At 73.6% G+C, this 12,736-nt stretch carries 13 protein-coding genes; 4 read left to right on the top strand and 9 right to left on the bottom strand.

The window, feature by feature from the left end; genetic code table 11:
• Nucleotides 1–53: 53 nt before the first annotated feature.
• Complete coding sequence (locus ACTMS0_RS19460; protein ID WP_441156636.1) at nucleotides 54–2,102, bottom strand: amylo-alpha-1,6-glucosidase; 2,049 nt, start codon at nucleotides 2,100–2,102, stop codon at nucleotides 54–56.
• Nucleotides 2,102–2,473, bottom strand: coding sequence for an SCP2 sterol-binding domain-containing protein (locus ACTMS0_RS19455; RefSeq protein WP_441156703.1), 372 nt, complete (start codon nucleotides 2,471–2,473; stop codon nucleotides 2,102–2,104). Before ACTMS0_RS19455 ends, ACTMS0_RS19460 begins: the two co-directional genes overlap by 1 nt.
• A 187-nt stretch (nucleotides 2,474–2,660) precedes the next feature.
• Between ACTMS0_RS19455 and ACTMS0_RS19450 the strand changes: the two genes are divergently transcribed.
• Entirely contained in the window at nucleotides 2,661–3,755 is a 1,095-nt protein-coding gene (locus tag ACTMS0_RS19450) for a DNA glycosylase AlkZ-like family protein (RefSeq protein WP_441156635.1), read from the top strand.
• A 77-nt stretch (nucleotides 3,756–3,832) separates the two neighbouring features.
• Here the strand turns inward: ACTMS0_RS19450 and ACTMS0_RS19445 are convergent, their stop codons facing one another.
• A complete protein-coding gene (locus ACTMS0_RS19445) occupies nucleotides 3,833–4,249 on the bottom strand; it encodes a CBS domain-containing protein (protein ID WP_441156634.1) in 417 nt (138 codons plus the stop codon).
• Nucleotides 4,250–4,336: 87 nt separating this feature from the next.
• Nucleotides 4,337–4,807 carry a PPOX class F420-dependent oxidoreductase gene (locus ACTMS0_RS19440; protein ID WP_441156633.1) on the bottom strand — a complete coding sequence of 157 codons (471 nt, stop codon included), beginning with the start codon at nucleotides 4,805–4,807 and terminating at the stop codon, nucleotides 4,337–4,339.
• A 53-nt stretch (nucleotides 4,808–4,860) separates the two neighbouring features.
• Here ACTMS0_RS19440 and ACTMS0_RS19435 point away from each other — a divergent pair, with 53 nt between their 5' ends.
• On the top strand, nucleotides 4,861–5,661 hold the full coding sequence (locus ACTMS0_RS19435; protein WP_441156632.1) for a helix-turn-helix domain-containing protein: 801 nt from the start codon (nucleotides 4,861–4,863) through the stop codon (nucleotides 5,659–5,661).
• Between the two features lie 45 nt (nucleotides 5,662–5,706).
• Nucleotides 5,707–6,165, top strand: a complete 459-nt coding sequence (locus ACTMS0_RS19430) for a VOC family protein (RefSeq protein WP_441156631.1) — start codon at nucleotides 5,707–5,709, stop codon at nucleotides 6,163–6,165.
• A gap of 15 nt (nucleotides 6,166–6,180) precedes the next feature.
• Here ACTMS0_RS19430 and ACTMS0_RS19425 read toward each other — a convergent pair whose 3' ends face one another.
• From ACTMS0_RS19425 to ACTMS0_RS19415, 3 genes are all read right to left on the bottom strand, one after another.
• Nucleotides 6,181–7,206 carry an aspartate-semialdehyde dehydrogenase gene (locus ACTMS0_RS19425; RefSeq protein ID WP_441156630.1) on the bottom strand — a complete coding sequence of 342 codons (1,026 nt, stop codon included), beginning with the start codon at nucleotides 7,204–7,206 and terminating at the stop codon, nucleotides 6,181–6,183.
• Between the two features lie 345 nt (nucleotides 7,207–7,551).
• The gene (locus tag ACTMS0_RS19420) at nucleotides 7,552–8,898 is read right to left on the bottom strand and encodes a M16 family metallopeptidase (protein WP_441156629.1); all 1,347 of its coding nucleotides are present in this window, start codon (nucleotides 8,896–8,898) and stop codon (nucleotides 7,552–7,554) included.
• Nucleotides 8,895–10,187 carry a M16 family metallopeptidase gene (locus ACTMS0_RS19415; protein ID WP_441156628.1) on the bottom strand — a complete coding sequence of 431 codons (1,293 nt, stop codon included), beginning with the start codon at nucleotides 10,185–10,187 and terminating at the stop codon, nucleotides 8,895–8,897. Before ACTMS0_RS19415 ends, ACTMS0_RS19420 begins: the two co-directional genes overlap by 4 nt.
• Nucleotides 10,188–10,345: 158 nt before the next feature.
• On the opposite strand from ACTMS0_RS19415, the gene ACTMS0_RS19410 reads away from it, so the two are divergent.
• Nucleotides 10,346–11,083, top strand: coding sequence for a phosphodiesterase (locus ACTMS0_RS19410; protein ID WP_441156627.1), 738 nt, complete (start codon nucleotides 10,346–10,348; stop codon nucleotides 11,081–11,083).
• Here the strand turns inward: ACTMS0_RS19410 and ACTMS0_RS19405 are convergent.
• Both ACTMS0_RS19405 and ACTMS0_RS19400 read right to left on the bottom strand, forming a co-directional pair.
• Nucleotides 11,050–11,262 carry a hypothetical protein gene (locus tag ACTMS0_RS19405; RefSeq protein WP_441156626.1) on the bottom strand — a complete coding sequence of 71 codons (213 nt, stop codon included), beginning with the start codon at nucleotides 11,260–11,262 and terminating at the stop codon, nucleotides 11,050–11,052. The two genes, ACTMS0_RS19410 and ACTMS0_RS19405, sit on opposite strands and share 34 nt — an antisense overlap.
• A gap of 102 nt (nucleotides 11,263–11,364) precedes the next feature.
• A complete protein-coding gene (locus ACTMS0_RS19400) occupies nucleotides 11,365–12,519 on the bottom strand; it encodes an alkaline phosphatase PhoX (protein ID WP_441156625.1) in 1,155 nt (384 codons plus the stop codon).
• Nucleotides 12,520–12,736 lie beyond the last annotated feature (217 nt).

Below are 12,736 nucleotides of genomic sequence, written 5' to 3'. Positions count from 1 at the left end.
TCCCCGACGCCAGGCGCCGAGAAGGGGCCCGACCGCGCACCTCACTAGGCGAGCTAGTGCATGTCGAGCCGGCCGCGGGCGAAGGCGTCCACCCGGCCCCACCGGCCCGGGATGTCCAGCACCTCGATCCGGCCCATGCCGATCGGCAGGCGCGGCTCGACGGCGAGGTGGCCCTCGTGCGGCTCCAGACCGAGCATGGTCCGCAGGAGCAGCAGCGGCGTTCCGGTGGACCAGGCCTGCGGGCTGCACGCCGTCGGGTACTCGACCGGGAACTTCGTCAGGTCCCGCGGGTAGCCGCCGAAGGCCTCCGGCAGCCGGCCGTCGAAGTACCGGGCCGCGTCGAGGATGCCGCTGGCGATGGTGGCCGCCTCCTCGGCGAAGCCGTAGGCCCGCAGGCCCCAGGCGATGAAGGAGTTGTCGAACGGCCAGATCGTGCCGTTGTGGTAGCCGATCGGGTTGTAGCGGACCTCACCCTCGGCGAGCGTCCGCACGCCCCAGCCGGAGAAGAGCCGCGGCCCGACCAGGTGCTGGGCGATCTTCTCGGCACGGTCGGCGTCGACGATCCCGCTCCACAACAGATGGCCGATGTTGGAGCTGAGCACGTCACACTGCCGGCCGTCCGGGTCGAGGCCCAGCGCGTAGTACTCGCCGTCCTCCACCCACCAGTCCCGGTTGAACCGCTCCTTCAGGGCGGCCGCCTCCCGCTCCAGCCGGTCCGCGAACTCCGGGTCACCCCAGAACTCGCGAGCCATCCGGGCGGCGCGGACCTTCGCGTCGTACGCGTACCCCTGCACCTCGCACGTCGCCCGAGGGAACGGAGGCAGTTTGCCGTCGCGGTAGGAGATCGAGTCCCAGGAGTCCTTCCAGCACTGGTTCTCCAGACCCGTGTCGCTGTTGCGCCGCTCGTACCAGATGTAGCCGGTGCCGACCAGGTCGGCGTAGTCGTCGATCCACCTCAGTGCGGCTCGGCACTCGCCTTCCAGTTCCTTGACCAGCGCGACGTCGCCGCTCCACTTCTCGTACTCGTCGAGCAGCACGATGAACAGCGGCGTCGCGTCCACCGAACCGTAGTACGGCGAGTGCGGCTGCTCCTCGAAGGCGGCGGTCTCGCCGTACCGCATCTCGTGCAGGATCCGGCCCGGGTCCTCGTCCCGGAAGTCGTCGAACCGGGTGCCCTGGAGGGCGGCGAGGATGCGCAGCGTCGTCTTCGACAACTCCGGCGTGAACGGCAGCACCTGCAGGCAGGTCAGGATGCTGTCCCGGCCGAACATCGTCATGAACCACGGCAGACCGGCCGCCGGCAGCGACGCCCCACCCAGGGACAGCGGCGAGAAGCGCAGCGCCGCCAGGTCCACGAGACAGCGCCGGTATGTCGCGGCCAGGTCCTCGTGCTCGGTGTTGACCTTCGGCGCGTTCCTGACCCACTCCTCCAGGTCGTGCTGGAGGGCGAGCCGTTCGGTGCCGTGCGCCCGCAGCCCCATCCGCAGGTCCCGGTCCCCTGGCCCGAGCGCCATCGTCTTCACTTCGACCTGGGTGACCCACTGCTCGTTGGGTTCCAGGTGGACGGTGTACGCGAAGCCACCCCTGTCGTACCGGGCCGGCATCGACGACGAGACGGCCGTCTCCCGCCGGAAGTTGCCCCGCCGGTAGCCCAGCCGCAGCCCGTCCGGCTCGACCTCGGTGTAGATCTCGCCCTTCTTGTTCACGATCTCGTCCTTGACCTGGAACAGGTCCGCGAAGTCGGACGCCACGTCCATCCGGATCTCCAGGTCGACCGGCTTCTCGTCGTGGTTGAGGATGTTGATGGTCTCCCGGAAACTGCCCCCCACCGCCCGTTCCCGGATCACCGACAGCTTCGCGTCGATGTAGTGCGTCGCCAACCCGGGCACGAGGAAGAACCGTGCCTCGTAGTACTGCAGGTCGTCGTACGAGAGCGGGTTGAGTCGCTCACCGTTCACGGTCAGCACCCAGGTCGACAGGAACCGGGTGTCGAGGGAGAAGAGTCCGGTCGGTTCGCTTGGTGTCGCCTCGATGTCCCCGGTGTCCTCGGAGACGACGAACGTACTACCGTCCAGGATCCGGATGTGATTGCTCTTGGTCATCAGCGCGCCTCCCGGTGGAAGACCCGGCGCGGACCGCGCGAGTTGGGGTCGCCGGGGAAGAGCCGCTCGATCTGGACCGCAAGCCGGGGATCTCCGGAGACCGTCATGTCACCGCGCAGGATGGCCGCGATCCCGTCCTCCCGGCCGGAGGCGAGCTCCTCGAACAGCGCCGGACTGGTCCAGACCACCGTGTCCGCGTCCCGGTCCTCCTGGGTCACCTTCAGGTTCCCCCGGTCGATCCGGACCATCCAGTGGTGCGTCTGCGCTCCCTCGTGCAGGTCGAAACGCACGGTCCCCGAGGTCTTCGCCAGCAGGGGTTCGTATCCCCTCCGGTCGAGATCCTCGAAGAACCGTGTGGTCGCGTCCACCATCGGGTCCTCTCCTCCCCCGTCGTTCATGTCCCCCACCGCCCGGTGCAGCGGGTCCCGCCCGGTCGGTGACTCGACGTCCGAGCACGGGTCCCCGTCCCCGGCGCGGTCAACCTCGCCCGGATCGGGTGAGTCGGCCGGCGGAAGCGTCCGACGGCGGCGGTAGCCTGCGGACGACGGAGGGGGCGCGATGACAGCGGTCGATCGGCGGCGGGTCCTGGCCTACCGGGCGGCCGCCCAGGAGCTGCACCGGCCGGGTGGCCGGGCTGCCGACCTGGCGGTGGCGGGGCTGGGCGTGCGGGACACGCCGTACGGGTCGGCCCGGCTCGCGCTCGCCGCGCGTGGGGTCTCACCCGAGGACGACCGGCTGGAGCTGGTCTGGTCGATGCGTGGCGCGCCGCACCTGCACCGCCGCACGGAGCTGCCGGCCCTCGCCGCCGCCGTCTGGCCGCTGTCCGACGCGGACGCCACCCGGCGGATCGCCGGCCAGATCCGTGCGGGTGCCGCGCTGGGCATCGCCGCGTTCACCGCCGCTGCCGCCGCGTTCGCCGAGATGGTCACGGCGCCCATGCCCAAGGGCGAGGTGAGCCGGGCGGTCAGCGACCGGGTGCCGGCCGAGCTGACGTACGACTGCGGGCCGTGCGCCGCGCGGCACATCTCCGGGTCGCTCTTCCAGCAGGCGGGCCTGGCCGGCGGCGTCCGCCTGGCGGTGGCCGGGCGCTCGACCACGCTGGCGCCCCTGCCCGGGTGGCCCGGCCCGCCGGTGGCGGCCGAGGGCACGACAGCCCTCGTCCGGACGTACCTGCGGCTGCTCGGCCCGGCCACCCCGGCCGACGTCGCCGGGTTCCTGGGCACCTCTGCCGGTGAGCTGCGGGCGGTGTGGCCGTCGGAGCTGGCGGAGGTCCGCGTCGACGGCCGGCGGGCGTGGCTGGCACCGGAGGACGTGGCCGCGCTGCGGTCCGCCGAGCCCCTGCCCGGCGTGCGGCTGCTGCCCCCGGGCGACCCGTTCCTCGCGGCCCGCGACCGCGGGGTGCTCGTGCCGGAGAAGGCCCACCAGGCGCAGGTGTGGCGGATCATCGGCAACCCGGGCGCGCTCCTCGTGGACGGCGACGTCGCGGGGACGTGGCGGGCGAAGCAGCCCGGCCGGGGCGCACTGGAGATCACGGTGAGCCCGTTCGCCGGCCGGCTGTCCACGCGGGTGCGGGGGCAGCTCGACGCCGAGGCCGCCCTCGTCGCCGGGGTCCGCGGCGCCGCCGAGGCCCGCGTCCGCGTCGAGGCGGCGTGACGGGTGGCCTGATGCGGCGTCCGGACGTCGTGACGCCGGCCCCCGCGTCGCGGGAGCCGGCGCGTCCGCGGCGGACGTCAGTTGTTGGGCTCGTCGGCGCTGATGTCGGCGAGCACGGACTGGGGTTCGCGCTCCACCGCCAGGTCGCCCATCGACACCAGACCCACCAGCCGCCCGTCGTCGACCACCGGCAGGCGGCGTACGGCGTACGTCCGCATCAGGTCCGCCGCGGCCACCGCGTCGTCGTACTGGCTGACCGTGATGACGTCCTTGGTGGTGATCTGGTTCAGCTGGGTCGAGGCAGGGTTCATGTTCTCCGCCACGGCCCGGACCGTGATGTCGCGGTCCGTCACGATGCCGACCACGTTGTCGCCGTCGGTCACCACGACGTCCCCGATCGCGCTGTCACGCATCTCCTGTGCCGCCGCGATGAGCGTGTCGTTGCCGTCCATGGTCACCAACCGGGTCGTCATGAACTCTCCGACCGTTGTCATGGTGCTCCCCTCTCGGTGTCGGCACCGCGGTCTACCCGCGGCCGGACGGCAGGTAACGCGGCCCGGGGCCGGGCGGCGGAGGGGCGGTCAGCCGCGTGGGGGCAGGCCGTAGACACACTCGACGTGCAGTCGCAGCACCAGCCGGCGCTCCGCCACCATGGCCCGGCGGTAGTCGTCCCAGTCGGGGTGTTCGCCTCCGATCGCGCGGTAGAGCGCGACCAGTTCCTCGACGGTCGCGTCGTCCGGCCGCTCCGCCACCGGCGTCAGCTCGGCGCGCGCCTCCGCGACCACGTACGCCCAGCCGTCCTCGCTGCTGACGTGGAAACTGGCGCGAGGGTCCCGGCGCAGGTTGGCGGTCTTCGCCCGACCGTCGGTGACCGACACCCGGATGACGCCGGCCGCGCGGTCGTACGCGTAGATCACAGTGGACAGCTGGGGCCGCCCGTCCCGCTTGAGTGTCGCCAGCACGCCCAGCCGGCCGGCAGCGACGAGATCGGTCAGTGCTGCCTGGCTCCGGTCGTCGGACACGGCACCCTCCCTCGTCGAGTCACCACCCATCCAAGCACGCCGAGCGGATCGCCGGCGTCGTCCGGCGGTGGGAGGATGCGGTGGTGCCGCGGGAACTGGTGCCGCCCGGCGGGGCGCTCGCGCCGTACCTCGCCGGGCTCGGCTGGTGGGCGACCGACCTGCCGGCGGGTCGGGAGCGGCGGCTGCCCACCGGCGGGATGCAACTGGTGGTCAACCTCGCAGCCGACGAGGTCCGGTGGTACGACGCCGACGGCCGGGAACACCGGCGCGGCGGCGCCGTGGTCTGCGCGGCCACTCCCGGTCCGGTCACCATCGACACCGCCGACCAACGGTCGGTGATCTGCGTGCCGTTCCGGGCCGGCGGCGCGTATCCCGTGCTCGGCGTGCCCGCGACGGCGCTTGACGAACCGGTCGTGGAGCTGGCGGCGCTCTGGGGCCGCGCGGCCGTGACCCTGCGCGAGCGGCTGCTGGCTGCCGGCGGACCGCGCGCGGCCGTGTGGGAGCTGCGCCGGACGCTGACCCGGCGGCTGGACCACGGGCCGGGCAACGATCCGGCGGTGCCCGCTGCGGCGGCCGCCCTCGACGGTGGGATGGCGGTGGCCGACGTGGCGGACCGGCTCGGCCTGACGCCGGCCGGCCTGCGCCGCCGCTTCGCCGTCGGGACGGGGCTCACGCCGAAGCGGTACGCCCGGATCCGGCGGCTGCAACGGCTGCTGCGTCACCTGCCGGGCGCACCGGTGGACTGGTCCGCGGTGGCCGTCGAGGGCGGCTGGTACGACCAGGCGCACCTGATCCACGACTTCCGCGAGTTAACCGGTGGCACCCCGGGCGCCTACCGGCCCCGGTCAGCGGCGGAACCGAACCATCTCCCGGTGGTGGGGTGACTTTTTTCCAATCCGGGCGCGGACCGGGTGGCCAGGATTGGCGACATGACCACGTTCCGGGGCGTCTCGCCCTACCTCTACTACACCGACGCCGCCGCCGCGCTCGACTGGCTGGCGCGGGTCTTCGGCTTTGTCGAGCAGGTCCGCTATCTCGACGCGGACGGTGTCGTCCGGGAGGCGGAGATGACGGTCGGCGACGTGCCGATCCACCTCTGCGGGCTCGACCCGGACCACTGGGAGCGGCAGGGTCTGCCGGGCCCCACCGGCCAGCTGATGATCGTGTACGTCGACGACGTCGACGCCCACCACGCCCACGCCGTCGCCGCCGGGGCCGTCGCCGACCCACCCGAGACGAAGGACTACTCCGCGCGGACCTACCTGGTCCGCGACCCGGGCGGCAACAGTTGGTGCTTCTGGCAGCCGCTGGACCGGCCGGCACGGCTGCGCGACGGCTGGCGCGAGATGCGCCCCGAGCCCGTCACCGCCCGCCGGGGCGAGCGGTGACGGGCCGCGCCCGGCTCAGCGGCGCTCGGCGGCGACCAGTTCGGCGAGCTGCACCGCGTTGAGTGCCGCACCCTTGCGCAGGTTGTCGTTCGAGCAGAAGAGGGCGAGACCGTGCTCGACGGTCTCGTCGGCCCGGATCCGGCCCACGTACGTCGGGTCCTGGCCGGCGGCCTGGAGCGGCGTGGGCACCTCGGAGAGCGCGACGCCGGGCGCGCCGTCGAGCAGGTCGCGGGCGCGCTGCGGGGTGATCGGCCGGGCGAACCGGGCGTTGATCTGGAGCGAGTGGCCGGTGAAGACGGGCACCCGGACGCAGGTGCCGGAGACCTTCAGCCCGGGAATCTCGAGGATCTTGCGGCTCTCGTTGCGCAGCTTCTGCTCCTCGTCGGTCTCGTCGGAGCCGTCGTCGACGATCGACCCGGCGAGCGGGAGCACGTTGAACGCGATCGGCCGGGCGAACGAGCGCGGCGCCGGGAACTCCACGGCGGCGCCGTCGAAGGCGAGGCCGGCGGCGTGCTCGGCGACCTTGCGGACCTGCTCGTCCAGCTCGGCGACACCGGAGAGGCCGGCACCGGACACGGCCTGGTACGTCGACACGACGAGGCCGACCAGCTCCGCTTCGGCGTGCAGCGGACGCAGCACCGGCATGGCGGCCATCGTGGTGCAGTTCGGGTTGGCGATGATGCCCTTGGGGCGGTCCGCCAGGGCGTGCGGGTTGACCTCGGCGACGACCAGCGGCACCTCCGGGTCCGTCCGGAACGCCGACGAGTTGTCGATGACGACCGCGCCGGCCGCGGCGGCCCGGGGGGCGAGTTCCTTCGCGGTGCCCTTGCCGGCCGAGAAGAGGACGATGTCCAGCCCGGAGTAGTCGGCGGTGGCCGCGTCCTCCACGGTCACCTCGCCGCCCCGCCACGGCAGGGTGCGCCCCGCCGACCGTGCCGAGGCGAACAGCCGCACCTGCTCCGCCGGGAACTCCCGCTCCGCCAGCACCTGCCGCATCACGCCACCGACCTGGCCGGTGGCCCCCACAATGCCGATCCTCATGACGGCGAGGCTACCCAGCCCGGCGAGCCGACCGGGAATGCTTTCCCACCGCCCGGGCCACCGTCACACCGCCGCGGGCGGCGTGCCGAGCGGCCCGGACGGCTCCGCCGACCGGAACGACAGCGCCGATCCGCCGCCGGAGACGGAAGAAGCCTGGCCCACGACCCACCGGACCGCAACATCACCACGCCACCCCCGGCACCCCGGCCCCCACACGCCGACCGCCGCGCGACCCACGTCACACCCCCAACCCGCCGACCCGGGCCCGCACTTTCGCGGAAAGAGTGCCCTCCGGGGCCCGGTGACCACTCTTTCCGTGAAAGTGCGCCGGCCGGGTCGGGGCGGTCACGGGGTCGTCGTGACGATCTCGCCGAGGTCCGTCGCCACGAGCTCGTCGCGGATGAGGGCCGCGTCACCCTCGACCACCAGGGTGAGCGACTCCGGGTGGAGGTGGGTGGCGGCGGCGGCCGACACCCCGTCGACGTCCGCGGCGAGCAGCTCCTCGCGCAGCCGCGCGTGGTAGTCGTCGGGCAGGTCGTGGACGACCAGGGTGGCCAGCGCCGCGGCGATCGCGCGCGGCGTCTGCAACTCGACCGAGAGCTGACCGGCCCGCCAGGACCGCGCGACCGCCAGCTCCTCCTCGGTCACCCCGGTCTCCTGAGTACGGGTGATCTCGCCGACCGCCTCGACCAGGGCCGGCGCGGTCACCGCCGTCTGGACCCCCGACGCCACCGCGAACCGGCCGAACCGGCGGGACGCGGCGAAGTCCCCCCGGATGCCGTACGTGTAGCCGCGCACCTCGCGGATCAGGTGGTTGAGCCGGGAGGTGAACGCGCCGCCGAGCACGGTGCCGGCGAGCGTCGTCGGCACGTGGTCGGGGTGGGCGCGGTGCGGGGACGGGTGCCCGAGCCGCAGCGTCGACTGCACCGAGCCCGGCCGGTCGACGAGGATGATCCGGCGGCCGTCGCGCGGGGCCACCGCGATCGGGCCGCCCCGGTCCACCGCCCCGCCGCCGGTGCCGGCGAAGGCGGCCGCGCCGAGCGCATCCAGGTCGAGCCGGTCCAGGTCGCCGGCGACGACCAGGGTGCCCGGCCGGATGAACCACTCCGAGTGGAAGACGCGTACGTCCTCGACGTCCAGTGCGGCGACCGAGTCCGGGTCGCCGTAGAGGGGACGCCCCCAGCGGTTCTCCGCGCCGAACAGGTCGGCCCGCAACGCCGCGTCCGCGCGCGGGCCCGGGTTCGCCCAGTCCATCCGCAGCGCGGTGGCCTCGTCGTCGCGGACCCGGCGGACGTCGTCCGGGTCCAGCCGCGGGGTCCGCACCGCCTCGGCGAGCAACGCCACCGCGGCGGGCAGCCGGTCCACCGGAACCTGCACGCTCACCTGGAAGGAGTCCCAGTCCAGCCCGGTCACCAGCTCGGTGCCGAGCGCCTCGATGGCCAGGGCGTACGCGGTCGCGTCGCGCTGGGCCGTACCCTCCTCCAGGGCCTTGGCGAGTACCGCCCCGAGCCCCTCCTTGCCGCCCGGTTCGCGGCCGGCGCCGACGTCGATCAGCAGCAGCGCGACCGCGAGGGTCTGCCCCGGCAGGTGCGCGGCGACCACCTGCCCACCGGCCACGCCGCGCCGGACCACCTGCGGGAACCGGTACGGGCGCGCGGCTCCCGCACCGGGACGGGTGGTGATCAGCGTCATGAGGTCTCCTCGGGCAGGTAGGTCAGGGTCACCCGGTCGGCGGCGGCGAGCACGTCGGCGGCCACCTCGGCGATCTGCTCGGCGGTCACCGCGAGCCAGGCGGGCAGCCGGTCGGCGGCCTTCGCCGGGTCACCGAACTGGGTGGCGTACCGGCCGAGCACGTCCGCCCGACCCTCCACGGAGGACATCTGCCGCCACCACGCGCTGCTGAGCAGGGCCTTGGCGCGGTCCAGCTCGGTGGCGGTGACCGGCACGGTGGCCAGCTCGTCGACCACCTCGGCCAGCCCGGCGGCCAGCCGCTCGGCCGTCACGCCGGGCCGGGCGGTGGCGGTGGCGATCAGCGGGGCCGGGGCGTGCGCGAGGTCCACCCCGTACGCCCCGACCAGGTCCGGCTGCGCGATCCGTTCCCCGTCCGCGAGCCGCTGGTAGAGGCGGCTGCCCCGGCCGCTGCCGAGGACGGTGGCGAGCACGGTCACCACGTCGTACCCGGGACTGCCGAACGGGTGGGTGCGGTGGGCGACGTACACGCGGGGCGCGGGCACGTCGGTGGTGACGGTCTCCACCGCCGGCGTGCCGGTGCCCCGGACCTGGTGGCCGTCCGGCGCGGCCGGGATCTCCGCCCGGGGCGGGATCGCGCCGAAGTACTTCTCGGCGAGTGCGAACACCTCGGCGACGGAGGCGTCGCCGACCACGGTGAGCACCGCGTTGTTCGGGGCGTAGTACGTCGTGTGGAACGCCTGGAACGTGGCGAGGTCGGCGGCGTTCAGGTCGACCATCGAGCCGATCGTCGCGTGGTGGTACGGGTGCTTCGGCGGGTACAGCAGCGGCAGCAGGCGCAGCCACGCGTCGCCGTACGGGACGTTCTCGTAGCGCTGCCGCCGCTCGTTCTTCACCACGTCCCGCTGGTTGTCCAGCGTCTCCTGGGTGAGCGCCGGGACGAGCCCGCCCATCCGGTCGGCCTCCAGCCAGAGCGCCAGCTCCAGGTGTTCGGCGGGGACGGTCTCGAAGTAGTTGGTGCGGTCCGGGTTGGTGGTGGCGTTCAGCGACCCGCCGCAGCCCTGTACCAGCTTCATGTGCTCGGTCTTGGCCACGTTGATCGAGCCCTCGAACATCAGGTGCTCGAAGAGGTGGGCGAATCCGGTCTGGCCCTCCGGCTCGTGCCGGGAGCCGACGTCGTACCAGAGGTTCACCGCCACGGCCGGGGCGGTGCGGTCCTCACTCACCACCACGCGGAGGCCGTTGTCCAGTCGGGTCGTCTCGATGGGCCAGGGGTAACCGCTGTCGGGCATGGCACGACGCTATCCGATCTCGTGGGCCGAAACGGGACGCGCGGGTACGGCATGTGCCGGCCGGCGGCGCCGACGGTGGCCCGACGTGACGCGGGCGACACGGTGGCGCGGCGGCGGGCGACAGGTATCGACGGCGGGCCGCCGGGTACCGGAGGGGCATGCCGCCTGCCGCCGCCCTGGACCGCGCCATCCTCGTCGTGGAGGGGCTCACCGCCGCCCTGACCCGGCTGCGCCGGGCGCGGTTGCTGCATCCGCTGGGCCGGTCGTTCACCGGCGAGGTGACGGTCTGGGGCCGGCCGGGGCCGCCGACCGGGGTGCCGCTGATCGACCGGCCGGGTCGGTACCCCGCGACGGTGCGGCTCTCCAAGGGGGTGCCGACCCCGGACGGCTGGCCGGACGTCCTGGGACTGGCGGTACGCGTGCAGCACGGCGGCGACCGCCCGTTCGACCTGCTGGTCAGCTCGACCGGGGCGGCGCCGGTGCTGCGCCACGTCCCGCTGCCCCGGCGACGGTTCGCCGGGACGTACACGACGGTCATGCCCTTCCGGGCGGGCCGGCGCCGGCTGTTCCTGGCGGCGCTGGCCGACCCGGAGTCGGTGGACCTCGGTCGTCACCTGGCCGACGTGGCCACCGCGACCCGGTCGGACGCGCCCCGCCTGGTGCTCGCGGTGGCGTCCGCGGTCGGGCCGTGGCGGCCGTTCGGCCAGGTGAGCGTCGGCGCCCAGCTCGGTGCCCGGGAGGACGCGGCGCTCGCCTTCGACCCGATCGGCAACCTGCCACCCGGGCTCCGGGCGGTCGGGCCGCTCGCCTGGCTGCGCGACGTCACCTACCGCGCGTCGCAGCGCACCCGGGGCGCCGCGGTTCAGTCCGGCGGCTCGCTCGGGGTGACCGTCTGATCCGACGTGCGGTGCTCCAGGACGGTGTCCTCCGCGACGTTCCGGTCCTCCCGGATGTCGGAGTCGGTGAGGATGGCGTCGGCCTGCCCCGCCGGGTCGTCGCTGCCGACGGCCGACTCCTCCGGCAGAAGGTGCGCGCGGGACTCGATCCGGTCCTGGTCGCTTCGCTCGTCACTCATCCGGCCCTCATACCCCACGCCCGCCGCGCGCACGCGTGAAAGGAAGGGCCCCTTCCCAACGCCTGGCGTCGGAGAAGGGACCCTTCTTGACACGCCGTCCGCTCAGGAGCGGAACGGCCCGCGCACCTCGTACGTGATGCCGCCGGAGGACGAGCCGGACGTGCCCCGCTGGGACGAGAAGTAGAAGCGGGTGCCGTCGGGCGAGAACGCCGGGCCGCAGATCTCCGACGAGGACTGGCCGGTGATCCGCAGGAACGGGGCCACCACCTCGTCAGGCGTGATGATGTTGATTTCCATGTTGCCGCCGTCCTCGGCGACGAAGAGGTCACCGGAGCGGGCGCCGGTGATGTTGTCCACCCCGGTCAGCGGTGCGGTCCCGGAGACGAGCGAGTCGTCGTACACGAGGTCGATGCGCTGGTTGACCGCGTCGTACGCCCACACCCGGTTGTCGCCCTTGGTGGTGAACCAGCAGGTCCCGTCGGCGTACCAGGCGCCCTCACCGCCGTTGAACTTCTTCGCCCCGGACACCTGGGTGCGGGTGGTGGTGGGCGAGCCGTCCGGGTCTGGCACGCGGGCCCAGGTGACCGGGCCGCTGGTGGCGGTGCCGGCGACCAGCACCTCCAACGTCCCCGCGGAGAGGTCGCCCCAGGTGGTCGGCCGGAACCGGTAGAAGCAGCCGCTGCTCTCGTCCTCGGTCAGGTAGATCACCCGACGGTCCGGATCACACGCCGCCGCCTCGTGGTTGAACCGGCCCATCGCGGCCCGTCGCACCGCGGCCTTGCCGCCCTGCGGGTACGTCTCGTACACGTACCCCAGGCTGACCTCCTCGCAGGACAGCCAGGTCCCCCACGGGGTCGCGCCGCCTGCGCAGTTGCGGTTGGTGTTGGACAGGATCCGGTACGCCGACGCGACGCTGCCGTCGCTGTTGAAGCGCACCGCGGACGCGCCGCCGGTGGTGGAGACCTCCGAGTTCGAGACGTAGATCCAGCCGGTGCCGGCGGCGAAGCAGGCGCCGCCGTCCGGGGCGTCGTGCCAGACGTACGACGTGCCGGTGACCGCCTGCCGGGAGCGGGCGATGATCCGGCTGGTGAAGCCGGCGGGCAACTGGATGCCGCGGGCGTCGGCCGGCTGGAGCGGCCCGTACGGGCTGGCGCCGGGCTGGGCCGGGGCGCCGAGCGCGGCGCCGGCCCAGAGGCTGCCGGAGAAGGCGGCGGCGCCGCCGGCGACGCCGGCGCGCAGGAGAGTACGACGGTCCATCGGGAACCTCCGGTGGAAGCGGCGGACGGTGGCGCTGAAGTTACCGCGTGCTCCATCGATGGGGGTGAACGTGAGGCGAGGCTTACCCGACGACCGGGTGAGCCCCCGCCGTCGGATCGGGTACGCTGGCTGACGTGACGCGGTCGTATCGATGGTTTAGGCAGCCGGCTCGCCAGCCGGTGACCTCATCGTGATCTGACGTCACCGCACACGAGCC

The sequence above is a fragment of the Micromonospora sp. H33 genome (genome assembly GCF_052068455.1).
Classification (GTDB): Bacteria; Actinomycetota; Actinomycetes; order Mycobacteriales; family Micromonosporaceae; genus Micromonospora.
This window is presented reverse-complemented; position numbering and strand designations above follow the sequence as displayed.